This window comes from Agromyces terreus, from assembly GCF_009749465.1.
Taxonomy (GTDB): domain Bacteria; phylum Actinomycetota; class Actinomycetes; order Actinomycetales; family Microbacteriaceae; genus Agromyces; species Agromyces terreus.
In genome coordinates this window covers 156,862-180,360 of record NZ_WBIS01000002.1, presented here as the reverse complement: position 1 = coordinate 180,360, position 23,499 = coordinate 156,862, and the positions used below count along the sequence as shown (strand labels likewise).

At 72.6% G+C, this 23,499-nt stretch carries 25 protein-coding genes; 11 read left to right on the top strand and 14 right to left on the bottom strand.

What is annotated here, in order from left to right; translation table 11 throughout:
• The first annotated feature begins 159 nt into the window (after positions 1-159).
• Positions 160-936 (top strand): DNA alkylation repair protein, encoded by a 777-nt coding sequence (locus GQQ92_RS05975; RefSeq protein ID WP_156998335.1) that lies wholly within the window; start codon positions 160-162, stop codon positions 934-936.
• A 201-nt stretch (positions 937-1,137) separates the two neighbouring features.
• On the opposite strand, the gene GQQ92_RS05970 is transcribed toward GQQ92_RS05975, so the two are convergent.
• The gene (locus GQQ92_RS05970) at positions 1,138-1,767 is read right to left on the bottom strand and encodes a TetR/AcrR family transcriptional regulator (RefSeq protein WP_197738110.1); all 630 of its coding nucleotides are present in this window, start codon (positions 1,765-1,767) and stop codon (positions 1,138-1,140) included.
• A 77-nt stretch (positions 1,768-1,844) separates the two neighbouring features.
• Here GQQ92_RS05970 and GQQ92_RS05965 point away from each other — a divergent pair, with 77 nt between their 5' ends.
• A complete protein-coding gene (locus GQQ92_RS05965; protein ID WP_156998333.1) occupies positions 1,845-3,323 on the top strand; it encodes an MFS transporter in 1,479 nt (492 codons plus the stop codon).
• 314 nt (positions 3,324-3,637) lie between these two features.
• Here GQQ92_RS05965 and GQQ92_RS05960 read toward each other — a convergent pair whose 3' ends face one another.
• Entirely contained in the window at positions 3,638-3,937 is a 300-nt protein-coding gene (locus GQQ92_RS05960; RefSeq protein WP_197738109.1) for a DUF4190 domain-containing protein, read from the bottom strand.
• A 158-nt stretch (positions 3,938-4,095) separates the two neighbouring features.
• On the opposite strand from GQQ92_RS05960, the gene GQQ92_RS05955 reads away from it, so the two are divergent.
• Positions 4,096-4,344, top strand: coding sequence for a hypothetical protein (locus GQQ92_RS05955; protein ID WP_156998331.1), 249 nt, complete (start codon positions 4,096-4,098; stop codon positions 4,342-4,344).
• A gap of 30 nt (positions 4,345-4,374) precedes the next feature.
• Here the strand turns inward: GQQ92_RS05955 and acs are convergent, their stop codons facing one another.
• The 6 genes from acs to GQQ92_RS05925 form a co-directional block, all read right to left on the bottom strand.
• Positions 4,375-6,450 (bottom strand): acetate--CoA ligase, encoded by a 2,076-nt coding sequence (acs, locus tag GQQ92_RS05950; protein ID WP_156998330.1) that lies wholly within the window; start codon positions 6,448-6,450, stop codon positions 4,375-4,377.
• Entirely contained in the window at positions 6,441-7,253 is an 813-nt protein-coding gene (locus GQQ92_RS05945; RefSeq protein WP_156998329.1) for an ABC transporter permease, read from the bottom strand. Before GQQ92_RS05945 ends, acs begins: the two co-directional genes overlap by 10 nt.
• A gap of 2 nt (positions 7,254-7,255) precedes the next feature.
• Positions 7,256-8,293 (bottom strand): aliphatic sulfonate ABC transporter substrate-binding protein, encoded by a 1,038-nt coding sequence (locus GQQ92_RS05940; RefSeq protein ID WP_156998328.1) that lies wholly within the window; start codon positions 8,291-8,293, stop codon positions 7,256-7,258.
• Between the two features lie 159 nt (positions 8,294-8,452).
• Positions 8,453-9,388, bottom strand: a complete 936-nt coding sequence (locus GQQ92_RS05935) for an ABC transporter ATP-binding protein (RefSeq protein WP_156998327.1) — start codon at positions 9,386-9,388, stop codon at positions 8,453-8,455.
• 242 nt (positions 9,389-9,630) lie between these two features.
• Positions 9,631-10,278 (bottom strand): NAD(P)H-dependent oxidoreductase, encoded by a 648-nt coding sequence (locus tag GQQ92_RS05930; RefSeq protein ID WP_156998326.1) that lies wholly within the window; start codon positions 10,276-10,278, stop codon positions 9,631-9,633.
• A 3-nt stretch (positions 10,279-10,281) separates the two neighbouring features.
• Complete coding sequence (locus tag GQQ92_RS05925) at positions 10,282-10,749, bottom strand: MarR family winged helix-turn-helix transcriptional regulator (RefSeq protein ID WP_156998325.1); 468 nt, start codon at positions 10,747-10,749, stop codon at positions 10,282-10,284.
• Between the two features lie 95 nt (positions 10,750-10,844).
• Here GQQ92_RS05925 and GQQ92_RS05920 point away from each other — a divergent pair, with 95 nt between their 5' ends.
• Positions 10,845-11,681: an SDR family oxidoreductase gene (locus GQQ92_RS05920; RefSeq protein ID WP_156998324.1), complete on the top strand. Its 837-nt coding sequence runs from the start codon at positions 10,845-10,847 to the stop codon at positions 11,679-11,681.
• Positions 11,682-11,691: 10 nt separating this feature from the next.
• Here the strand turns inward: GQQ92_RS05920 and GQQ92_RS05915 are convergent, their stop codons facing one another.
• Entirely contained in the window at positions 11,692-12,174 is a 483-nt protein-coding gene (locus tag GQQ92_RS05915; RefSeq protein WP_156998323.1) for a GNAT family N-acetyltransferase, read from the bottom strand.
• 46 nt (positions 12,175-12,220) lie between these two features.
• Positions 12,221-13,645 (bottom strand): hypothetical protein, encoded by a 1,425-nt coding sequence (locus GQQ92_RS05910; protein WP_232057529.1) that lies wholly within the window; start codon positions 13,643-13,645, stop codon positions 12,221-12,223.
• Here GQQ92_RS05910 and GQQ92_RS16775 point away from each other — a divergent pair.
• Positions 13,626-13,787 carry a hypothetical protein gene (locus tag GQQ92_RS16775; RefSeq protein ID WP_232057528.1) on the top strand — a complete coding sequence of 54 codons (162 nt, stop codon included), beginning with the start codon at positions 13,626-13,628 and terminating at the stop codon, positions 13,785-13,787. The genes GQQ92_RS05910 and GQQ92_RS16775 overlap by 20 nt on opposite strands.
• Here GQQ92_RS16775 and GQQ92_RS05905 read toward each other — a convergent pair.
• Both GQQ92_RS05905 and GQQ92_RS05900 read right to left on the bottom strand, forming a co-directional pair.
• The gene (locus GQQ92_RS05905; RefSeq protein WP_156998321.1) at positions 13,784-14,620 is read right to left on the bottom strand and encodes an exodeoxyribonuclease III; all 837 of its coding nucleotides are present in this window, start codon (positions 14,618-14,620) and stop codon (positions 13,784-13,786) included. The two genes, GQQ92_RS16775 and GQQ92_RS05905, sit on opposite strands and share 4 nt — an antisense overlap.
• Positions 14,621-14,666: 46 nt before the next feature.
• Positions 14,667-15,194, bottom strand: coding sequence for a DUF6328 family protein (locus GQQ92_RS05900; protein WP_156998320.1), 528 nt, complete (start codon positions 15,192-15,194; stop codon positions 14,667-14,669).
• Positions 15,195-15,310: 116 nt separating this feature from the next.
• Here GQQ92_RS05900 and cofE (GQQ92_RS05895) point away from each other — a divergent pair, with 116 nt between their 5' ends.
• The 6 genes from cofE (GQQ92_RS05895) (at position 15,311) to fgd (ending at position 20,933) form a co-directional block, all read left to right on the top strand.
• The gene (gene cofE / locus GQQ92_RS05895; RefSeq protein WP_232057527.1) at positions 15,311-16,090 is read left to right on the top strand and encodes a coenzyme F420-0:L-glutamate ligase; all 780 of its coding nucleotides are present in this window, start codon (positions 15,311-15,313) and stop codon (positions 16,088-16,090) included.
• 90 nt (positions 16,091-16,180) lie between these two features.
• Positions 16,181-16,933, top strand: coding sequence for a GntR family transcriptional regulator (locus GQQ92_RS05890; protein ID WP_156998318.1), 753 nt, complete (start codon positions 16,181-16,183; stop codon positions 16,931-16,933).
• Positions 16,934-17,090: 157 nt separating this feature from the next.
• Positions 17,091-18,089, top strand: coding sequence for a TIGR03557 family F420-dependent LLM class oxidoreductase (locus GQQ92_RS05885; RefSeq protein ID WP_232057526.1), 999 nt, complete (start codon positions 17,091-17,093; stop codon positions 18,087-18,089).
• Positions 18,086-19,162 carry a coenzyme F420-0:L-glutamate ligase gene (gene cofE / locus GQQ92_RS05880; RefSeq protein ID WP_308206757.1) on the top strand — a complete coding sequence of 359 codons (1,077 nt, stop codon included), beginning with the start codon at positions 18,086-18,088 and terminating at the stop codon, positions 19,160-19,162. Before GQQ92_RS05885 ends, cofE (GQQ92_RS05880) begins: the two co-directional genes overlap by 4 nt.
• Positions 19,156-19,902, top strand: a complete 747-nt coding sequence (gene cofC, locus GQQ92_RS05875; protein WP_156998317.1) for a 2-phospho-L-lactate guanylyltransferase — start codon at positions 19,156-19,158, stop codon at positions 19,900-19,902. Before cofE (GQQ92_RS05880) ends, cofC begins: the two co-directional genes overlap by 7 nt.
• Positions 19,899-20,933 carry a glucose-6-phosphate dehydrogenase (coenzyme-F420) gene (gene fgd, locus GQQ92_RS05870; RefSeq protein WP_156998316.1) on the top strand — a complete coding sequence of 345 codons (1,035 nt, stop codon included), beginning with the start codon at positions 19,899-19,901 and terminating at the stop codon, positions 20,931-20,933. Before cofC ends, fgd begins: the two co-directional genes overlap by 4 nt.
• A 612-nt stretch (positions 20,934-21,545) precedes the next feature.
• On the opposite strand, the gene GQQ92_RS05865 is transcribed toward fgd, so the two are convergent.
• Together GQQ92_RS05865 and GQQ92_RS05860 are read right to left on the bottom strand one after the other, a co-directional pair.
• Complete coding sequence (locus GQQ92_RS05865) at positions 21,546-22,424, bottom strand: ABC transporter ATP-binding protein (RefSeq protein WP_156998315.1); 879 nt, start codon at positions 22,422-22,424, stop codon at positions 21,546-21,548.
• Positions 22,421-23,407 carry a putative F420-0 ABC transporter permease subunit gene (locus GQQ92_RS05860; protein ID WP_372493377.1) on the bottom strand — a complete coding sequence of 329 codons (987 nt, stop codon included), beginning with the start codon at positions 23,405-23,407 and terminating at the stop codon, positions 22,421-22,423. The genes GQQ92_RS05865 and GQQ92_RS05860 overlap by 4 nt, the downstream gene beginning before the upstream one ends.
• Positions 23,408-23,499: the final 92 nt, after the last annotated feature.

Genomic DNA, 23,499 nt, shown 5'->3' with positions numbered 1-23,499 from the left:
GCGCGGCCGGAATCGTCGCGCACAACAAGGCTACGAGGCATCCGTGTGCGATTGATTGAGCATCGGCGCACGTTTCACGCGTCGAAGCGGCGTCTCACCGCACGAATCGCCAACCGGCGATCGATGTGTGCGTCGGTGGCTCGGCGTAGCATCCGCAGCATGACGGATGCCGCCTCGCCTGCCGGGTTCGCCCCGCGGGCGCTCACCGCCGGCGCCCTCGCCGCCGCGATCGACTCGGCCGGCAACCCGGTCGACGCCGAGTTCCTCCAGCGCTTCTTCAAGACGGGTCCCGGGCAGTACGGCGAGGGCGACGTGTTCGTCGGCGTGCGCGTTCCGGTCACCCGTGCCATCGTGAAGCGCTTCGAGGGGATGCCGCTCGCCGAGGCATCCGCCCTGCTCGAGAGCCCCGTGCACGAGCACCGGCTCGCGGCGCTGCTCCTCATGGTGCGTGCGTTCGAGACGGCCGGTCGGGCGCGTACGCGAGACGACGCGGCACGAGCGGACCTGCACGCCGCCTACCTCGCGGCCGTGCGCGCCGGGCACGTCGACAACTGGGATCTCGTCGACACGTCGGCGCCGACGCTCGTGGGCGAGTTCCTGCGCCGTGCGGGCGGCGACCTGGGGCTGCTCGACGAGCTCGCGGCGTCCGATGCGCTCTGGGAACGCCGGGTGGCGGTGCTCGCGACGTTCGCGTTCATCAAGGCGGGCGACGCCGGGCCGATCCTGCGCCTCGCGCCGCGGCTGCTCGACGACCGTGAAGACCTCATGCACAAGGCCGTCGGCTGGATGCTGCGCGAGACCGGCAAACGCGTCGGCCGCGGCGTGCTCACGGGGTTCCTCGACGAGTACGCACCGCGGATGCCGCGCACGATGCTGTCGTACGCGACCGAGCACCTCTCGCCCGAGGAGCGCGCGTTCTACCGCTCGCTGCGCTGAGCGGTTCGCCCGCCGGTCGAGGGGCGCCGGTCGAGGAGCGAAGCGTCTCGAGACCGCTTCGGGGTCTCGAGACGGCGCTGGCGCGCCACCTCGACCAACGGCTGAGCCGCCCGCCGGTCGAGGAGCGAAGCGTCTCGAGACCGCCACGGGGTCTCGAGACGGCGCTGGCGCGCCTCCTCGACCGGCGACCGGCGCCGGCGGTCACCAGGGTTCGTCGGCCGTCGGCAGCAGAGCCCGCACCTTCTCGATCGCGTCGGGGAAGCACTCGTCGAGCACCTCGGTGGCGTTGACGCCCGTGCCGTAGTCGTCGGTCAGCCGCAGGCCGACGACGGCGTTGATGAGCATGCCGATGGCGAAGAAGGTGCGCGTCTCCTCGGTCGGGAATCCGGCCTCGACGCGGATGAAGTGCCAGAGCGCGCCGAAGCCGTCGCGGGCGACCTGGCCGATCTCGGGCTCGCCGCCCATCTGCGTGGAACCGGCGATCACGGGCAGCATGCCGCGCTCGGCGAGGAGTCCGGTGTAGGCGGCGCCGAGGCGCTTGTCGAGCCCCTCGGGCGGCCCGGGCAGCGCGCGGCGGAACTCGTCGAGCAGGCGGTCGTAGGCCCGGCGGATGACCTCGATGTACAGCTTCTGCTTCGTGCCGAACAGGCGCACGACGTAGGGCTGGCTGACGCCGGCGGCGCGGGCGATCTCGTCGGTGGTGGTGCCCACGTAGGTCTTCGATCCGAACACCGCGGTGGCCGCGGCGAGGATCTGCTCCCGCCGATCGGCGGCGCTCATCCGCCCGCTCTGTGCGGCTGATTCGAGGACGTCGGCGACTTCGGGGGTCATGCTTGACATGTTATCAGTCGATTACTACAGTGCAACGAGACCTAAGTAATCATCCGATAACAACATAGGAGATCGACATGTCCACCACGGTCGAAGACCACCCCGGCGCGGCAGACGCGACGACGGATGCCTCGGGCCGCGCGCCCCTCGCCGGCGCCGAAGGCTCGAAGCGGCGCCGCGGGCCCAGAGCGCTCTGGCTCGTGCTGCTCGCCTCCGCACTGCCGATGTTCATGGCCACGCTCGACAACCTCGTCATGACGAACGCCCTCCCCGTGCTGCACGCCGAGTTCGGGGCGTCCGTCGAAGAGCTGCAGTGGTTCATGAATGCCTACACCCTGGCGTTCGCCAGCACGATCCTCATGGCCGTCGCGCTCGGCGACCGCTACGGGCGGCGCACGGTCTTCGTGCTCGGCATCGTCGTGTTCACGCTGAGCTCGGCGTTCGCAGCGCTCGCCACCGACCCCGGTCAGCTGATCGCAGCGCGCGCCCTGCAGGGCTTCGGCGCCGCCGCGATCATGCCGCTGTCGCTCACGTTGCTCGCCGGCTCCGTCTCGCTCGCGCGGCGTCCGCTCGCCATCGGCATCTGGGGCGGCGTCGCCGGGCTCGGCGTCGCCGTCGGCCCGCTCATCGGCGGTGCCGTGATCGAGGGCATGTCGTGGCAGGCGATCTTCTGGATCAACGTGCCCGTCGGCGTGATCTCGGTCGCGCTGGCCCTGCTCGCGCTCCCGAACAGCTTCGGCGCGAGGCTCCGCGCCGACGTCGTCGGACTCCTGCTCTCGGGCATCGGACTGCTCGCCCTCGTGTACGGCATCGTCAGGGGCAACGACGCGGGTTGGGACAGCGGCGAGGTGCTCGCGGGGCTCATCGGCGGCGGCATCCTGCTGCTCGCATTCCTCGCGTGGGAACGCCGTGCGAAGGCGCCGCTGCTGCCGCTGCGCCTCTTCCGCGACCGGAGCTTCTCCATCGCGAACGTCGTGGGTTTCGGGTTCAGCTTCGGAGCCTTCGGGTCGATCTTCATCCTGATCCAGTTCCTCCAGGTCGTGCAGGGCGCGAGCCCGTTCGAGGCGGCGGTGCAGACCTCGCCCTGGACCCTCGCGCCCATGGTCGTCGCCCCGCTCGCCGGCATCTTCGCCTCGCGCATCGGCACGCGCACGCTCATCGTCGCCGGGCTCGTCATGCTCGGCGGAGCCCTGCTCTGGCTCACGCCGCTGCTCGAGGCCGACGTCGCGTACGCGTCCTACGTGGCGCCGTTCCTCATCGCCGGCGCCGGCATGGGGCTCGTCTTCGCCCCCTCGGCGACCGCCGTGCTCGCGACCATGGCGCCCGACGACCACGCCAAGGCGAGCGGCACCAACTCCATGGTGCGCGAGGTCGGCGTCGCACTCGGCATCGCCGTCTCGACCGCCGTGTTCACGGGCGCCGGCGGGCAGCTCGTGCCCGATCTCTACACGATCGGCGCGCAGCCAGCGGTCGTCGTGGGCGGCGCGGTCGTGCTCGCGACGGCCATCGCGGCGATGCTGCTCCCCGCTGGGCGCAGCCGCTCGGCTGCGCACTGAGGCCGGGACTGCGCTCGCGCTCGCTCGGCGCGGGCTCGTCGAGGCGCGGGCTCGTCGATCGGATGCCGTGCGAGATGCAGGAAACGAGGCGGTATCCCCCGTGTGAGGAGGGGATGCCGCCTCGTTTCCTGCACCGCGAACCTGCCGGGCCGCGAAACGACGAATCCCCCGCCCGGAAGGGGCAGGGGATTCGCGGCGCAGGGCGCGGCTCGGTGAGGACTCGCGGCGCGGCGCGGCGCGTCGGGCGGTGCCGCTCAGCACGCGGCGCGGCGCAACGCCGCGCGGCTCAGCGGGGGCGCGGCCCGCCGGGAGGCTCAGTACGAGGTGGTGCTGATCGAACCGGCGGCGGCGACGAGCGAGATCGAGACCACGATGAGGATGATGATGATCGCGATCGACACGAAGCCGATGATCACGGCGGCGAGGGCCAGGCCGTGGCCGCGCTCGCCGGTCTTCTTGACCTGGTTGAGCCCGATGAAGCCGAGCACGATCGCGATGACGTTGAAGCCGAGCAGCGACAGCACGAAGCCGACGATCGACAGCACGTTCCACTTCTCGGTCGGCGCGGCGGGCTGTGCGGCGGGAACGGGGGCGGCGGGAGGCAGATCAGACATGCGAGGTTCCTTCGGATTCGGGCACTGATGGGGTGCAGGTTGCAGCGTGGCAGGCCGGAGGCGAACCGTCAATGGGCACCGGTCACCGTGGGTCATGCGGGGCGCGGCTGTTACCGTGAAGCGGTCCGCTCGGGGGAGCGGCGATTCAAGGGGGAAGCATGAAGCTCAAGCATCGAATCACGACGTTCGCCGTTTCGGTCGCGCTGCTCGCCGGCGCATCCGTCGGCGTGGCCGCGCCCGCCCAGGCGGCGCAGATGTACAAGGAGTTCACCACCGTCGGGGCGTGCTATTCGGCGCTCAGCGCGAACGTCACGAGGATCAAGAAGACGACGAAGGTGCTCTACGCGGCGTGCACCTACAGCTCCACGCGCGGTGTGTGGATGCACATCCTGACGTTCCAGAGCTGAGCCACGACGATCGCGGCGGCGCGAACGGGCTCAGCCCGCGAGCACCGCCGCGATCGCGCCGGGCACCCGGTCGTCCTGCAGCGAGGTCGTGTCGCCGAGCGCGCGACCCTCGGAGAGGTCGACGAGCAGGCGCCGCATGATCTTGCCCGAGCGGGTCTTCGGCAGGTCGGCGACGAACACGATGTCGCGCGGCTTCGCGATCGGGCCGATGGCCGTGCCGATGTGGGCGCGCAGTGACGCGGCGCGCTCGGCCGCGGCATCCGATCGGCCGGCGATGCCGGTGAGGGCGTCGGATGCCACGACGAACGCCACGATCGCCTCGCCCGTCGTGGCATCCGAGACGCCGACGACTCCGGCTTCGCCGACGGACGGATGCGCGACGAGCGCCGACTCGATCTCGATCGTGGAGAGTCGGTGTCCTGAGACGTTGATCACGTCGTCGACGCGGCCGAGGAGCCAGATGTCGCCGTCGGCGTCGATCTTCGCCCCGTCGCCCGAGAAGAAGTACCCGCGGTCGGCGAAGCGGGCCCAGTACGAGTCGCGGTACCGCTCGGGGTCGCCCCAGACGGTGCGCGCCATGCCCGGCCAGGTGCCGTCGACGACGAGGTAACCGCCATGGCCGGGTGCGACATCCGCTCCCTGCTCGTCGACGACGCGCGTCGTGAGCCCCGGCAGGGCGCCGAGCGAGGACCCCGGCTTCAGTGTCGAGACACCGGGAAGCGGCGCCATCACGGCCGCGCCGGTCTCGGACTGCCACCACGTGTCGACGATGGGCGCGGCATCCGCCCCGATCTGCGACCGGAACCAGATCCACGCCTCGGGGTTGATCGCCTCGCCCACCGAGCCGAGCAGCCGGATCGACGACAGGTCGTACCCGCCCGGGGCGGAGGCGCCGGGCACGCCCTCGGGGAACCACGTCATGAGCGAGCGGATGAGCGTGGGCGCCGTGTAGTACGTCGTCACCCCGTAGCGCTCGATGATCTCGAAATGCCGGCCGGGGTGCGGCGTGTTCGGCGTGCCCTCGTAGAGCACGCTCGTGGTGCCGGTGAGCAGCGGGCCGTAGTGCACGTAGCTGTGCGCGGTGACCCAGGCTAGGTCGGCCGTGCACCAGTAGACGTCGTCGGGCTTCGCGTCGAACACGGCCCAGTAGCTGTACGCGACGTGCGTGAGGTAGCCGCCCGTGGTGTGCACGAGGCCCTTCGGCTTTCCGGTCGTGCCGCTGGTGTAGATGATGAAGAGCGGATGCTCCGCGTCGAAGCTCTGCGCGTCGTGCACGTCGGGCTGGCGGTCGACGATCTCGTGCCACCACACGTCGCGCCCGGGGGTCCACGGCAGGTCGGGCGTCTCGTCGCCCGTGCGCCGGATCACGAGCACGTGCTCGACGGATGCCACGCCCGCGACGGCCTCGTCGACCGCGGCCTTCACCGGCACGGCCGTGCCCCGGCGGAACTGCCCGTCGGTCGTGATGACGAGCTTCGCGCGGGTGTCTTCGACGCGGAAGCGCAGCGCCTCGGCCGAGAACCCGCCGAACACGAGCGAGTGCACGGCGCCGATGCGCGTGATCGCGAGGGTCGCGATGACCGTCTCGAGGAGCACCGGCAGGTAGACGACGACCCGGTCGCCCGCGACGACGCCGAGCTCGGTGAGCGCGTGCGCCGCCTTCGCGACCTCGCGCTGGAGTTCGGCGTAGGTGAGCGTGCGGCGGTCGCCGCGCTCGCCCTCGAAGAAGAACGCGACCTTGTCGCCCCGGCCGGCCGCCACGTGCCGGTCGACGGCGTTGACGCTCGCGTTCAGGCGCCCGCCCGCGAACCACTCGGCCTGCGGGACAGTGAGCTCGCCCGTCGCCTCGTCGGGGAGCGCCGGATGCCACGTGTGCGCGGTGTGCCATGGCTCCGCCCAGTCGAGGCGCGCCGCCTGCCGCTCCCAGAACGCGACCGGGTCGGCCGTCGCCTCCGCGCGCAGGGCGGCGGCGTCGGCGGCCGTGACGTTCGCCCGCGCGGCGAAGACGTCGGGGGCCGGGAACCGCCGGTGCTCCTCGAGCAGGCCCGAGATGGTCGGATGCGCCGGCTCCGCGGCATCCGTTCGCGGGTTGCCGTTCACGCCCATCTGCGCACGGCCCAGCGCTCGAAGATGCCGACCAGCGAGTCGGAGAGCTTGCCGACGACCGCGAGCAGCACGATGGCGAGGAAGGTGCGGTCGAGGCGCCCGGTGTTCGTCGAATCGGTGAGCAGGAAGCCGAGGCCCATCGACGCGCCGAGCAGTTCGGCGGCGACGAGGAACAGCCAGGCCTGCGCGAGTCCGAGCCGGAGGCCCGAGACGGTGGCCGGGATGACGGCGGGGAGCTGCACGGTCGTGAAGAGGCGCACGCCGTCGAGCCCGAAGGCGCGGCCCGCCTCGACGAGCTGGCGGTCGACGTGCCGCAGGGCGCCGGCGACCACCGTGTACACCGGGAAGAACGAGCCGATCACGATGAGCGTGATCTTGGACTCCTCGCCGAGCTTCAGCCAGAGGATGAGCAGCGGCAGCCACGCGAGCGAGGGCACCGCGCGGAGGGCGCCGAGCGTCGGCGAGAGGAGGATGTCGCCGAGCTTCGAGAGCCCGACGATCGCGCCGACCAGCAGGCCGAGGGCGGCGCCGATGCTGAAGCCGATGACGACGCGCTGCGTCGAGATGGCGATGTGGTGCCAGAAGATGCCGCGCTGCATCAGGTCGATCATCGCGGTCCACACCATCTCGGGCGAGGGCAGCTGCGAGACCGGCACGATGCCGTTCGTCGAGACGAACTGCCAGGTCGCGAGGATCGCGACCGGGATGAGCGCGCCGCCGACGAACACGAACCACCGGCGGCTCGTGAGCTTCGTGCGCTCGCGAACCGGGGCGACGAGGGTGCTCGTGGGCGACGCGCTCATGGTCAGGAACCGAACCGGGCGGAGTCGGCCTGCTCGGCGTACGACGGGTCGAGCAGGGTGTCGAGCGCCTCGTCGACCTGCTCCTGCGAGGCCACGTCGCCGAGCTCGACGAAGATCGGGCCGATCGTGGTGAGCACGTCGAGCTGCGCCTGGCCGGGCACGCCCGAGACGTCGAGGTTCGAGCGCTCGGTGATGACCTTGGTGGCGACGGCCTCGTCGAGACCGGCGACCTCGGCGAGGATCGCCGCCGTCTCCTCGGGGTTCGCCGCGGCCCACACGCGGGCCGACTCGTAGGCGTCGACCACGGCCTGCGCGACCTCGGGCTTCTCGGCGAGGAAGGACTCGGTCGCGTTCAGGAACCCGTAGGAGTTGAAGTCGACGTTGCGGTAGAAGAGCTCGGCGCCGTCCTCCTCGGCACCCGCCATGATCGGGTCGAGGCCCGCCCATGCGTCGACGGAACCGTTCTGCAGCGCTGCCCAGCCGTCGGCGTGCTGCACGTTCTCGACGGTGATGTCGTCGACCGAGACGCCCTCGGCGTCGAGCGACTGCAGCAGGAAGAAGTACGGGTCGGTGCCCTTGGTGGCGGCGACCTTCTTGCCGACGAGGTCGGAGACCTCGGTGATGCCGGTGTCGGGGAGGGTGACCAGCGCCGACCACTCGGGCTGCGAGTAGATGTCGATCGTCGTGATGGGCGACCCGTTCGAGCGCGCGAGGAGCGCGGCCGAGCCGGCCGTCGAGCCCACGTCGATGGCCTCGGCGCGGAGGGCCTCGTTGGCCTTGTTCGAGCCGGCGGACTGGATCCAGTTGACCTCGAGCCCCTCGGCCTCGAGCCAGCCCTGGTCCTTGATGATGAGGCTCAGCGGGTTGTAGGTCGCGAAGTCGATGTTCAGCGTCTGGCCCTCGAGCGAGGTCGCCTCGCCGGATGCCTCGGTGCCGGCCTCTGCCGACTGGCCCTCGCCGGCGACGCAGCCCGAGAGCAGCAGGGCGGATGCGGCGGCGCCCGCGACGAGCGCGGATCGCAGGAACGGGGTGCGTGACATGGGTTCTCCTCTGGTGGTCGTCGCGGGCCGGCGGTGCTGTGGGGCCGGGGCCGCGAGCGATGGGGTCGTGCGGGATGCGGGATGCGGGATGCGGGTGGGGAAGCTGTGGGCGGTGCTGCTGGGGTGGTGCTGCTGGGGGTGGTGCGGTGCGGTCGTGCGTCAGTACGGGTAGTGGGGAATCGTCGTGGTCGTCTCGATGCCGCGCGCCGACCCGTGGCGGTCGATGCCGAGGCCGTCGAGCAGGCGGCCGCGGAGCTCGGCGAGCTCGGCGGAGCCGCGGTCGCGGGGGCGGTGGCCGGGCACGACGATCGTCTGCGTGACGACGGCGCCGGGGGTGTCGCCCTCGTGCCCGAGCAGGATGACGCGGTCGGCGAGCTGGAGCGCCTCGTCGACGTCGTGCGTGACGAGGAGCACGGTCGCGGGCTCGGCCGCGTGCACGTCGAGCAGCAGATCTTGCATCTTCAGCCGGGTCAGCGCGTCGAGTGCGCCGAAGGGCTCGTCGAGCAGGAGCACGGCCGGGTTGCGCGCGAGCGCGCGGGCGAGGGAGGTGCGCTGCGCCATGCCGCCCGAGACCTCGCGCGGGCGGTGCCCGGCGAAGTCGGCGAGCCCGACGAGGTCGAGCAGGCGCGCGACCTGCTCGCGCCCGGCCGCCTTCGCGGTGCCCCGCGGCAGCCCGAGCGCGACGTTGTTCTCGATGGTGCGCCACGGGAGCAGCCGTGGTTCCTGGAACCCGACGGCCGATCGCGGGTCGAAGGGGCGCACGGCCTCGCCGTCGATGAGCGCCGTGCCCTGCGTGGGTTGGTCGAGACCGCCCGCGATGCGCAGCAGCGTCGACTTGCCGCATCCGCTCGGGCCGAGGATCGCGACGATCTCGCCGGCGGCGATCTCGAGGTCGATGTCGCGCAGCACCTGCCGGGCGCCGGACTGCGAGGCGAAGGCCCGCCCGATGCCGCGGAGCGAGACGGGCGCCGCGGCGGCCGTCGCCCCGGCCGGGGCCGCGCCGCTCGAGACCGTGCCGCTCGCCTGCGCGCCGGCCGCGGGCGTGCCGGGCGTGCTCGACGAACTCGCGCGAGCGGTGGCGGATGCCGCGGTCATGGCGTCTCCTCGGCTGACGGGCGTGTTCGGGGGTCGCCTCGACGGTACGCGCGACGGAGGGCCCTGTCAGGCGCGGGCGACCCGCGGCGTAACACGGGGATCCGCGCCGAGGCCCCGGATCGCTCGAACATCCTTCGAATCGGGCGCGCCGGGACGGGGTCCGGGGTGAAGGGTCTTCGAAGGCGCCCGACCGGGCGACCGGCGGATGCGAGGGGTCCGAGGGTGCCGGACGCCGACCGCGTTCAGCCGGCCGAGGCGGATGCCGCGGCGACCGCGCGCCGGGGGCGCGAGGCATCCGTCGCTCCGAGGCGTCGCACCTGCTCGAGCCAGGCCGCGCGCTTCTCGGGGGTCGAGAACCGCACGGGCGTCAGGCGCGTGATGCCGACGGTGCGCACGCCGCAGTAGGCGAGCGTCGCGCGCTTGAGCGAGGTCTCGGCGGCGTTGCGGTAGACGAACCGGTTCCAAGCGATGGGCGAGTCCATCGTCATGACGATGCGGGCTGTGCGGCCCTCGAGCAGTCGCGTCGAGATCTGCCCGCGGCCGTACCTGAACGCCGTGCCCGAGAGGATGGCCCGGTCGAGGAACGCCTTGAGCACGGCCGGATACGTCCCCCACCACTGCGGGAAGAAGAAGACGAGGTGGTCGGCCCACGCGACGTCGTCGATGAAGGCGCGGATGCGGGGCTCGAGGTGCGAGGTGTCGCCGTCGGGGGCGCGCAGGTCGCCGCGCGTGGTCGGCAGCAGTTCGAACTCCCGCTCGGCGAGGTCGATGACCCGCACCTCGGAGGCGTCGACGGATGCCGCGCGCAGGCCGGTCGCGTACTGCTCGGCCAGCGCGTGGTTGAAGCTGCCGGCGTTGGGGTGGCCGATGATCACGAGGGTGTTCGCCATGGTTCAGTGCTCCTTGGAATCGAGGTGGCGGATGACCGTCTTGAGGTCGTCGTGCAGGCGGGTGAGGTCCACCCCGTCGAGGTCGTCGAAGGTCTCGGTGAACGAGCGTTCGAGCACCGGCAGCGCCTCGTCGAGCAGGCGCCCTGCGGCGGGGGTGATCTCGAGGAGCACCCGTCTGGCGTTGGCCGGGTCGGCCCGGGTCGCGACCCAGCCCGCTTCGACGAACGACGGGACGCGCTTGCTCACTGCGGCCTTGCTGACGCCGAGGCAGGTCGCGAGCGTCGTGATGTCGGGCGGCGGCGCGAGGTCCGCGAGCACGGCGATGAACATGAACTGGCTGTAGCTCATGCCGAAGCGCTCCTGCAGCAACTGGTCGGCGTAGCGGTCCATGCGGTCGACCAGGTAGTGCAGCGTCACCGTGATGCGGTCGCCGAGTGGGCTCGGCCGCGGCATCCGTTCGAGGTCTTCCATGCCATGAGTCAACCTGTTGACACCTTGAATGTCAACAGGTTGACCAAATTTCGTCGCCGGGACGACGACCGGCCGCCGTGCGGGAGAATGGACGGATGACGAGAACGGTGCGCGACGCGAACCTGCTGATCACGGGGGCGGCGGGCGGCATGGGCCGCATGTACGCGCAGCGAGCGGTGGCCGAGCACGCGGCATCCGTCACCCTGTGGGATCGCGACGCGGCCGCCCTCGCCCGAACCGTCGACGAGTTGGGCGCCGTCTCGAACGGGCGCACCCGCCTCCACTCCCACGTCGTCGACCTCGCCGACCTGGGCTCGATCGCGAAGCACGCGCAGAAGGTGCGCCGCGAGGTGGGCAACCCCGACGTGCTCATCAACAACGCGGGCATCGTGCGCGGCAACCGCTACTTCTGGCAGACCGACAACGGCGAGGACACGCGCCCGACCATGCAGGTCAACGCGCTCGCGCCCATGTACGTGACGCGCGAGTTCCTGCCCGGCATGCTCGCGAACGCGTACCGACCGGCCCGCATCGTCAACATCGCCTCCGCCGCGGGCACGCTCGCCAACCCGCGCATGGCGACCTACGCCGCCTCCAAGGCGGCCCTCATCGGCTGGAGCGACTCCCTGCGCCTCGAGCTCGAGCAGGCCGACCACGGCAACGTGAAGGTCACGACCGTCACCCCGAGCTACATCTCGACGGGCATGTTCGCGGGCGCGCGCGGGCCGCTGCTCGCGCCGATCCTCGAGCCCGAGGTCGTCGTCGACCGGGTCTGGCGCGCGATGCTCAAGGGCCGGCCCCTGCTCGAACTGCCGTGGAGCGTCGGGGTCTCCCGGGCGCTCCGAGGCATCCTGCCGACGCGCGTGTTCGACCGCCTCGTCGGCGACGGCTTCGGCGTCTACCGCTCGATGGAGCGGTTCACCGGCCGCTGACCGCGCGGGTTCAGAGGGTCTTGCGCATGTGCAGCGAGGTCGTGAGGTAACCGAGGCTCTGGTAGAGCGTGATCGCCGGCAGGTTGACCGCGAAGGCGTTCAGGCCGAGGCTCTTCGCGCCGGCCCCGCGTGCGATCTCGTCGGCGCGCTGCATGACGATGCGGGCGATGCCGCGGCGCTGGAACTCTTCGTAGACGCGGATGTCGTAGATCCACCAGTCTTCGGTGCCCGTGCCGTTCCACGGGCCGAGCCAGAACCAGCCGACCTCCTCGCCCGCGAGGCGGATCGTGAACAGCAGGTGCCCCTCGATGAGCCGCCCGCCCGGGAAGAAGCGCTGCTCCGACTCGGCCCGCGCGGCGTCGGCCCCCTCGGCGCTGTCGCCGGCCTCGAGCCGCGACTCCTCGTACTCGCGCATCGCGACGGGCAGCCACGCGACCACCTCGTCGGGGCTCTTCGGATCGAGCGAGATCTCGTCGGGGCTCACCTGCGTCATGGATCCATGTTGGCGGATGTCGCGGCGGATGTCGCGAGCGGATGCCTCACTGGTACGAGACGAGGTCGGGTGCGGGCGAGACCTCGCGCATCGTCTGCTCGGGCGTCAGCATGGGGGCGTCTTCGTCGATGAAGTTCTTCCAGCCCCAGGCGGCCGGCGGCGCGCCCTCGCGGAGCGTGTTCCAGGTCGCCTGCTTCGCGGGCTGGGTGCCGTTGCCGTCGACGTGGAAGAGCACGTCGACCTCGGGCCGGCCGACGTCGATCTGCTCGCGGTGCAGGATCATGTCGTTGCGGAACTGGTGCAGCACGAGCAGCTTCGGCGGCAGGTCGTGCTCGTCGCAGATGGCGGCGAGCCGGTCGATCACCTCGTTGACCTCGCTCGCCTCGACCTGGCCGATGTCGACGAGGTGCCGCTGCCCCGGGTCGAGGCGCCACTCGGGGTCGAGGGCCAGCCCGACCCACGGGTAGGCGAGCAGCGAGCGGTACTCGTCGAGCTGCTGCGGGAACGTGTCGTGCCCCGGCTGCAGGTCGAGCACGACGTACTGCCCTGCCGCGCCGGCGGCCTCGATCCACGGCACGAGGTCTTCGGGCTCGGACTCGCCCGAGTAGTCGCCGTCGGGCGTCGGAGCGCCGGAGGCCACGGTGGTGATGATCTCGAGGGCCGGCAGGACGGTGCGGTCGGTGAGGTCGTCGTACGTGGCCGCGAGCGCGGCAGCACGGGTGATCGTCGCATCGAGGGGCTGTTCGCCGAGGATGCCGAGCGAGGGCGAGTCGGGCCGGCCGTAGGCCGCCACGAGCATGCGATCGGGGAACAGCACCTGCCCGCCGCCCGGGAGTTGCGCACCGGTGCGTGCGGTGCGCACCTGCCAGTCGAGGGCGTCGGATGCCGCGAACTCGGGCCCGATCGCGAGCGCCGGCGCCCCGTCGGCCGCGTGGAGCGCCTCGATCGCGTCGGGCGAGTGCTGCGGGTTCGGGTCGTCGGCCGGCAGCGCCTCGACGATCGCGCGGGCCGCCCTCGCCGTCGCGGCCGGAGCGCTGTCGTCGTCGGTCACGAGCACGACGGCTGCGGCCGGGGTGGTCGCCGCGTCGAAGTCGGGGAGGGCGTCGACGGCGTCGGCCGGGGCGTCGTCGCCGGCGACGCGCACGACGTCGCGTTCGCCGTAGCCGGCGTCGTCGGATGCCGAGCCGGTGTGGTCGTCGGGGCCGATCGCGACGACCCGGGTGACGCCGAGACGGTCGAGTTCGTCGGCGAGCGCGTCGGCGGCGTCGTCAGCGGCGTCGCCCGCCGACGACGGTTCCAGCAGCAGCGGCACCCCGAGCTCGGTCGCGACCTTCGAGCCGGCCGCGAGCTCCGCCTCGGCATCGGGCGCGACGACGGCGACGGGCGAAGCGTCGAACATCGCCGCGCTGGTCGCGATGGCGGCCGCCGCAGCGTCGGCCTCGTCGATGACGGTGAGCGGACGTTCGGGCACCCGCACCTCGACCGCGGGCATCTCGGTGGGCTCCGGTGCAGCCGGGCTGCACCCGACGACGGCGAGCACCGCCGTGACCGCGACCGCGACCGCGACGGCGGTCGCGCGGGCCGTGCCCTTCGATGCGATGCCCGACCCCTAGAAGATCATGGGGCGATCGTCGTCGTCGCCCCCGAGGTCGAGGTCGACGAGCACCGGCACGTGGTCGCTCGGGGCGGTGCCCTTGCGCTCGTTGCGGTGGATGGAGGCGCCGGTCACGGCGTCGGCGAAGGCCGCCGACCCGAGGATGAAGTCGATGCGGAGGCCCTCGTTGCGGGGGAACCGCAGTTGCTTGTAGTCCCAGTACGTGAAGCCCTCGGGCACGAGCGGGCGCACGACGTCGGCGACGCCGGCGGACTCGAAACCGAAGAACGCCTCGCGCTCGGCCGGCGAGACGTGCGTGGTCACCCCCTCGATGACGGTGGGGTCGCCGTTGTCGTGGTCGAACGGCACGATGTTGAAGTCGCCCATGAGTGCGAACGGCCGAGCGGGGTGCGCCGTCGTCTCGGCGCGCGTGTACGCGGTGAGGGCGGCGAGCCAGTCGAGTTTGTAGGTGTAGTGCGGGTCGTCGAGCGAGCGGCCGTTGGGCACGTAGAGGCTCCAGACGCGCACGCCGTCGATCGTGGCGCCGAGCGCCCGCGCCTCTTTCGGCAGGTCGGGGCCCTCGTGGCCCTTGAGGAACCCGGGCATGTCGGGGAACTCGATCGCCACGTCTTCGATGGGCGAACGGCTCGCGATGGCGACGCCGTTCCACTGGTTGAGGCCGTGGATCGCGACCTCGTAGCCGGCGGCCTCGAACGCGTCGAGCGGGAACTGCTCGGGCTTGCACTTGATCTCCTGCATCGCCAGCACGTCGACGTCTTCGCGCACCATCCAGTCGACCGTGCGGTCGACGCGGGTGCGGATCGAGTTGACGTTCCAGGTGGCGATGCGCATGGGTTCAAGCCTACGGTCGGCCTGCGACACCGACGAACGCCGACCCTCAGGCCGAGGCGTGCGCGCCGTGGGCGGCGGCATCCGCCTCGCGATCGGCGGCGGCCCGCATGCGCGGCATCACGATCCAGGCGACGACGACCACGGCGGCCCCGATGCCGAGCGCCCACCATCCGGCGGGGCGGGAGACGGCCACGTCGAACACGAGCGAGGTGACGCCCACGAGCAGCAGGCCGACCACGGTGAGGTGGGCCACGAGCAGCCGGTTGCCGGTCGTCACGAGCCGCTCCTTGACCTGCCGGCGGAACAGCGCACGGTGCAGGGTCACGGGAGCCAGGCCGATGACGGTCGCGAGCCCCGCGAGGGCGACGAGCACGAGGTAGAGCGTGAGCTGGTAGTCGTCGAGGTCGTCGAACCGCGGTTGGAACGCGACGGCGATGAGGAAGCCGCCGATGAGCTGGGTGCCGGTCAGGGCGACGCGCAGCTCCTGGAGGATCTCGTTCCAGTTGCGGTCGCTGCGCTGGTTGGCGGTCTCGTCGCGGCCATCGCCGGGTGCGACGTCGGGGTGGGCGTCCATGCTCGATGGTAGGGCGATCGGATGCCCCGGAATCAACCCCTTGCGAAGTCGGCCGGGCGCCACTGGCCCGGACGGCCGTGGAACTGCGAAGATCGAGTCACGAGATCGGGGGAACCGTGGCATTCAGCGTCGAGGGCATCGAAGGCCTGCCGGAGATCGGCGAGGGCGACGACCTGGCCGCCGTCATCACGGGCGCCACGAGCCTCGAAGACGGCGACATCATCGTGGTCACGTCGAAGATCGTGTCCAAAGCCGAGGGCCGCGCGGTCGCGGCGGCCGATCGCGAGCAGGCGATCACCGACGAGACGGTGCGGGTCGTCGCCACGCGCGCGTACGAGGGCGGGGTCACGCGCATCGTCGAGAACCGCCAGGGCATCATCGGCGCGGCGGCCGGCGTCGACGCGTCGAACGCCCCCGACGGCATGGTGCTGCTGCTGCCGGTCGACCCCGACGCGTCCGCCCGGGCGCTGGCCGCCGGCATCCGCTCGCTCACCGGGTGCAGCGTCGGCGTGATCCTCTCCGACACGCTCGGCCGGCCCTGGCGCGACGGGCAGACCGACGTCGCGATCGGCGCTGCCGGCGTGCACGTGTTCGACGACCTGAGGGGCGGGGCGGATGCCTCGGGCAAGCCGCTCTCGGTCACGATGCCGTGCGTGGCCGACGAGATCGCCGCGGCGGCGGAGCTCGTCAAGGGCAAGGCCTCCGGCATCCCGGTGGCGGTCGTGCGCGGACTCGGCCGTTACGTCGGCGCGCTCGACCTGCCGGGGGCGCGGAGCATCCAGCGGCCGCTCGACCGGGATCTCTTCCGCGTCGGCGCCGACGAGGCGTACGACGACGGCTACCGCGACGGGTTCGACGAGTCGCAGAGCGAGGGGTCGCTGCGGCGCGACTCCTGACGCACCACGGAGTCGTCGCGTGACCTGAGTTCGTGAATTCTGGATCCAGAATGGGGTGCGACGGCGGGTTTTCCGCTACGTTCGGGATCCATGAGCGCGCAGAACGCAGCCCCTTCCGTCGGCGACGGCGGCGCCGCAGCCCTCCAGCAGCTCGCCGGCCGCCACGCGACCGGCTACCGCTCGGTGGGGGTGATGGTCTACGACATCCTCAAGGACGCGATCCTGAGCGGCGCCCTGCTGCCGGGGCAGAAACTGCGCCAGGAGACCCTCGCCGAGCTGATCGGCGTGTCGCGGCTCCCGGTGCGCTCGGCGCTCATCCAGCTCGAGGCCGACGGGCTCGTCGAGTTCCACGAGCGACGCGGCGCCGTCGTGAAGTCGCTGTCGCCCGCGCAGGCCGCGGAGGTCTACGACATCCGCCTGCTGCTCGAGGTCGAGGCGCTGCGGCTGACGATGGCGGAACTCACCGACGAGCGCGTCGCACGCCTGCGCGAACTCGGCAAGGCCGCCGACCGGCAGCAGGAGGGCGCCGACTTCGTCGACGCCAGAACCGAGTTCTACTCCGAGCTCTACGACGCCGCGAACCGGCCGGTGCTGTGGGAGATGATCGAGCAGCTGCGCCTCAAGGTCGGCCGCTACGTGCTCGGCTGGCGCCTGGTCGGCGACGCCGAGCACAGCCACACGCACGAGCAGCTCATCGAGGCCGTGGCCTCCCGCGACGTCGAGCGCGCGGTCGGCGTGCTGCGCGATCACCTCGTGGGCGTGCGCGAGGCGGTGCTCGAACTGCTCGAGGCCGAGGCGGCGGATGCCGGGGGGCCGGCGCCGCGCGTGCGTTCCCCGCGCTGAGTCGGCGTCCGCGACATCCGATCGCCCGCGCCTGCGACATCCGATCGCCTCTTGCATTTTGGATCCAGAATCCGGAATGATGGTCAGCGGAGGGTCGCAACCGGCGACCTTCGCCGATTCGGGCCCGGTGCCCGCGCCGGAGCGCGAGGATGGAGGGGTGTCAGTGCACATCGGATACGCCGCCATGCTCGAGCAGTTCCCGCCCGCCGAGGCGGTGGCGCTCGCCGCGCTCGCCGAGCAGCACGGGTTCACGGGGGTCATGGCCTCCGACCACTTCCAGCCCTGGCTGCCGCAGCAGGGCGAGTCGTCGTTCGTCTGGAGCGTGCTGGCCGCGCTCGGCGAGCGCACCACGGGCGACCTCGGGCCGGGCGTGACCACGCCGACGTTCCGCTGGCACCCGGCGATGGTCGCCCAGGCCAGCGCGACCCTCGCCTCGATGTACCCGGGCCGGCACTGGCTCGGCATCGGCTCGGGCGAGGCCCTCAACGAGCACGTCGTCGGCACCTACTGGCCTGAGGCGCACGAGCGCATCAACCGCATGTTCGAGGCCGTCGACGTCATCAAGAAGCTCTTCAGCGCCTCCATCGCGGGCCGCGAGGTGCGCCACGCCGGCCCCCACTTCCGTCTCGAGACCACCCGGCTCTGGACCATGCCGCCCGTCGCGCCCGAGATCTACGTCGCGACGCAGGGTCCGGTCACTGCCAAGCGGGCGGGCCGGCAGGTCGACGGCATCATCACGACCGGCGCCGACGACGAGCGCCTCCGCGTGCTGCTCGCGAAGTTCGACGAGGGCGCCCGCGAGGGCGGCCGCGACCGGTCGAAGCTCACCCGCGTGCTGCAGCTGCACCTCTCGTGGGCGCCCACCGATGAAGAGGCGATGGCGAACGCGCTGACCGAGTGGCCCATCGCGGGCATGCGCTTCGCCCGCGGAGACATCCGCTCGCCCTTCGAGTTCGAGCAGCTCGCGCGCTCGGTGCGGCCCGAGGACTTCGCCGGCCGCCTCACGGTCTCGAGCGATCCCGACGTGCACCGCGCGCACATCCAGCGCTGCATCGACCTCGGGTTCGACCGCATCTACCTGCACAACGTCGGGCGCAACCAGCGCGAGTGGCTCGAGGTCTTCGGGCGCGAGGTGCTGCCGAGGCTCGCGCGATGAACACGGCGAGCCCGACGACCATGACGCCCGGTTCCGACCGGAGGCCGACGGATGCCTCGGCCGTCGCCGTGCGCGCCCTGCCCGGCATCGGCGAGATCCGCCCCGGCGACGACCTCGTCGACCTCATCGTCGTGGCCGCCGACCGCGCCGGCGGGCTGCGCGACGGTGACATCCTGATCGTCACCTCGAAGATCGTGTCGAAGGCCGAGGGCCGCATCGTGCGCGCCGCCGACCGCGAGCAGGCCATCACCGACGAGACCGTGCGCATCGTCGCGACCCGCGCCCACGAGGGCGGCGTCACGCGCATCGTCGAGAACCGGCAGGGCATGGTCGCCGCGGCGGCCGGCGTCGACGCGTCGAACACGCCCGACGGCACCGTGCTGCTGCTGCCCGTCGACCCCGACGCCTCCGCGCGGGCGCTGGCCCGCGGCATCCGCTCGCGCACGGGGCTCTCGATCGGCGTGATCCTGTCCGACACGCTCGGCCGCCCCTGGCGCGAGGGCCAGACCGATGTCGCGATCGGCGCAGCGGGCGTGCATGTGGTCGACGACCTGCGCGGCGGCGTCGACGCCCTCGGGCGCCCGCTCACCGTCACCATGGCCTGCCTCGCCGACGAGCTCGCCGGCGCCGGAGACCTGGTCAAGGGCAAGGCGAGCGGATGCCCCGTGGCCGTCGTCTCGGGCCTCGCCCGCGCCGTCGGGCCCCTCGACCTGCCGGGCGCGGCCTCGATCGCACGGCCCTCCGACCGCGACCTGTTCCGGCTCGGCACCGACGAGGCGATCGCCCTCGGACGCCGGACGGGGCATGAGCAGGGCTTCGCGAGCGGACGCGCCGTCGGGCACGCCGAGGGATTCGCCGCCGGATACGCCGAGGGCGCCGCCGCCGCCCGTGCGGAGGTGCTCATGGCGAGGGCGGCGCGCCGGAATGCACGCGCGGCGCTCGTCGGGGCCGGCGCGGATGCCGCGGGTGCGGGCGGCGGCGGCACCGCGGTCGCGGTCGCTGGTGCGGGTGCCGGTGCGGGTGCGGCTGCGGTCGGCGGCTTCGGCCGCGAGCGGGCGGAGACGGCATGCTGACCTACGACGTGGTCGTGCCCGTGAAGCTCCTCGCCGAGGCGAAGACGCGACTCGCGCCGTCGGTCGGCAGCGCCGCCCGCGCCGAACTCGCGCGCGCCTTCGTGCTCGACACCCTCGACGCGGCCCTCGCGGCCGAACGCGTCGCGCACGTGATCGTCGTGGGCGACCTCAGCGCGCACGGCGACGACCTGCCCGCCGGCGTCGCCGTCGTCGCCGAACCCGAGCCCCGCTCGCTCGGCACCGCGATCCGCCACGGCATCGCGGAGGCGCGTCGCGCGGCCCTCGACGAGCGCACGGCCGCCGAGGCCTCGGCCCACCGGCTCCCTCGCAGCCACCGCGGCATCGCCGTGCTGCTCGGCGACCTGCCCGCGCTCACCCCGCAGGCGCTGGATGCGACGCTCGGCGCCGCGTCGCGGCATCCGCTCGCCTTCATGCCCGACGCCGACGGCACCGGCACGACGCTCGCGGCCGCAGCCGCCCACACGCGCTTCGAACCCGCGTTCGGCGCGGACTCGGCGCTGCTGCACCGCGCACTCGGGTACCACGACCTGTCGCACGAGGTGCCCGCCGCGCTCGCCGCACCCATGCGCCGCGACGTCGACACGGTCGACGCGCTCGCCGCCGCCGTCGACCTCGGCGTCGGCCCGCGCACCGCCGCCGCGCTCGGCGGATCGGCGACCCGGCCAGACTCCGGCGCAGGACCGCGCCGCACCGACTCCACCAGAAAGGGAGCAGCATGACCCTCACCCTCGGATACAAGGCCAGCGCCGAGCAGTTCGACCCCCGCGAGCTCGTCGAGATCGCCGTCGCCGCCGAAGCGCACGGCATGGAGTCGGTCTTCACGAGCGACCACTTCCAGCCGTGGCGGCACACGGGCGGCCACGCGCCGTTCTCGCTCGCGTGGATGGCCGCGGTCGGCGAGCGCACCTCGACCGTGAAGATCGGCACGAGCGTCATGACGCCCACGTTCCGCTACAACCCGGCCGTGCTCGCGCAGGCGTTCGCGTCGCTCGGCGTGCTCTACCCCGACCGCATCATCGCCGGCTTCGGCTCGGGCGAGGCGCTCAACGAGATCGCCACCGGATTCCAGGGCGCGGGCGAGCAGAACTGGCCCGAGTTCCGCGAGCGTTACGCGCGCCTCCGCGAATCGGTGCGCCTCATGCGCGCCCTCTGGAGCGACGAGGACCAGGTCAGCTTCGAGGGCGAGTACTACTCCACCCACGACGCGTCCATCTACGACCGCCCCGCGGGCGGCGTGCCGATCTACATCGCCGCGGGCGGCCCCCAGGTCGCCAAGTACGCCGGACGCGCCGGCGACGGGTTCATCTGCACCTCGGGCAAGGGTGCCGAGCTCTACGCCGACCAGCTCATGCCCGCCGTGCGCGAAGGCCTCGCCGCGCGCGACGACGGCCGAACGTTCGACGCCTACGACCGCATGATCGAGATCAAGCTCTCCTACGAGGAGGACCTCGACACCGCCCTCGACAACACCCGGTTCTGGTCGCCGCTGTCGCTCTCGAAGGAGCAGAAGCACGACATCACCGACCCCGTCGAGATGGAGAAGGCCGCCGACGCGCTGCCCATCGAGACCATCGCCAAGCGGTGGATCGTCGGCACCGACCCCGACGAGGTCACCGAGCAGATCGGCCAGTACATGGACTGGGGCTTCAACCACCTCGTGTTCCACGCGCCCGGGCACGACCAGCGCCGGTTCCTCGAGCTGTTCGAGCGCGACCTCGCGCCGCGCCTGCGGGCTCGCGCGGCGGGGTAGGCGCGGAGGCGGTGTGGGCTCGGCGCCGGTTTGGCGCCGGGTCGGTGCCGGAGCTGCTGCGGGCCTGCGCCGGGCCTGCGCGGGGCCTGCGCGGGTTGGCGCCGGGCCTGCCGGGCGGGCGCTCGCCCGCCACGACCCAACGGACCCAGGGCGCCCCGGTTCGACGACCGGGGCGCTCTGCCGTTCCCGCACCGACAACGCCGACCGGACCGGCCCCGGTGGGATGTCTCGACGGGCCGGTTCTGACGGGCCGGTTCCGACGGGGTGGTACTGACGGGGTGGTTCTGACGGGGTGGTTCTGGCCGTCCGTTCTGGCGGTCGGTCCTCCCGGCCCCACCCCCGATCCTCGATTCCCGACCCCGGATCCCCGATCCCGGGTCCTCGATTCCCGACCCCGGATCCCCGATCCCGGATCCTCGATTCCGGATCCTCGATTCCCGATCCTCGATCCCCGATCCTCGACTCCCGACCCCGGATTCCCGATTCCCGACCCCGGATCCCCGATCCCGGATACTCGATGGCTTCTCCTCTTCCCGGACGTGTCAGTGTGGGCTGACGTTTGTGCGACACGCCGCGAGAATCGAATGGGCGGGCGGCGTGTCGGCCGGGGGATCAGCCGCGGCGTACGGGGTCGGCCGGTGCGGGAGTCCAGGCGGCGGACGCGGCGGGCGCGGCGGCCGGAACCGGTGCGGCAGGTCCGGCAGGTGCGGCGCCGACGCCCGGCGACGCCACGGCGATGAGCGGCCGGCCCGTGAGGGGGTGCACGAGCACCTCGGCCCGCACGCCGTAGACCTCGTGCACGAGTTCGGCCGTGAGCACGTCGGCGGGTGCTCCGGCGGCGACCACGCGCCCGGCGGCGAGCACGACGACGTGGTCGGCGTAGGCGGCGGCGTGCGAGAGGTCGTGCAGGGCGGCGACGACCGTGAGTCCGTCGCGGGCGAGTCCGGCGAGCAGGTCGAGGGCGACGAACTGCGAGCCGAGGTCGAGGTGGTTCGTGGGCTCGTCGACGAGCAGCAGGGTCGGCTCCTGTGCGATCGCGCGGGCGAGGGTGACGCGCTGGCGTTCGCCGCCCGAGAGCGAGTCGAGCGGGCGACGCGCGAACGAGGCGGCGCCGACCGCGGCCAGCGCGTCGTCGACGATCGCGCGGTCCCGTGGGCCCGCGACGCCGAATGCGCCGAGGTGCGGGGTGCGTCCGAGGGCGACGGATGCCTCGACGGTGAGCCGGCCGTCGACCTCGGCCTGCGGCTCGGCGAGGGCGACGACCTTGGCCCGCTCGCGTCGGCGCATGGCGTCGAGCGGCCGATCGCCGAGCCGCAGCTCGCCGGCATCGGCGCGTTCGACGGCCGCGATGAGGTGCAGCAGGGTCGACTTGCCCGCGCCGTTCGGCCCGATCAGCGCGGTCAGCGCGCCGGCGGGCAGCGTCGCGTCGACGTCGTCGATGATCGTGCGTCCGGCGCGGTCGAAGCGCACGCGCGACAGGTCGAGGCTCATGCGGTCCTCCTCGTGCGGAGCAGCAGCCAGGCGAAGACGGGTCCGCCGACCAGTGCGGTGATGACGCCGACCGGCAGTTCGCGCGGGTCGAACAGGGTGCGGGCCGCGGTGTCGGCCCAGACGAGGAAGATCGCGCCCGCGAGGGCCGACAGCGGCAGCAGCGCGCGGTGGCCGGGGCCGGTCACCAGCCGCACGGCGTGGGGGAGCACGAGCCCGACGAAGCCGATCGACCCGCTCACCGCGACGAGCGCGCCGGTGAGCAGCGCCGTGCCGCCGAGCAGCAGCATGCGGGAGCGTGCCACGTGCACGCCGAGTGCCGCGGCACCGGCCTCGCCGAGCCCGAACGCGTCGAGCGTGCGCGCGCTCGCGAGCAGCGGCACGCCGACCGCGACGAGGGCGACGCCGCTGATCGCGACCGAGCTCCAGTCGGTGCCCGCGAGGGAGCCGAGCAGCCAGTTGAGGATCTCGCGGTAGCTGTCGCCGGTCGCGCTCCAGAAGATCACGAGGCTCGTGATCGCGCCGAACACGCTCGAGACGGCGACGCCCGCGAGCACCGTCGTGGTCGGGTCGAGCCGCGAGCCGCGACCCGATCGCGCCGACGCGGACATCGCCAGCGCGAGGGTCGCGACGAGGGCGGCGAGCGCGCCCGCGAACGCGGCGAGCGGCAGCAGCAGCCCGATGCCGAGCACGATGACGACGACCGCGCCGACCGAGGCGCCCGACGAGAGGCCGAGCAGGTACGGGTCCGCGAGGGAGTTGCGGGTGACCGCCTGCATGACGGCGCCGCACAGCGCGAGCCCGGCCCCGACCGCCGCGGCGGTGAGCACGCGGGGCATCCGGAGCTCCCAGACGATGCCGTCGCGGATCGTGGTGAGGGTCGGATCGCCGAACCCCAGGTGCGCGGCGATGCTCGCGAACACGTCGGCCGGTGCGATCGGCGCGGGTCCGATCGTGACCGCGACGATGACGGATGCCGCGAGCACCGCCGCGAGGAGCAGGCCCCATGCGACGGGGCGCCCGACACCCGCCGGTCGAGTAGGCGCCCCGGCGCCGTATCGAGACCCTGCATCCGGGG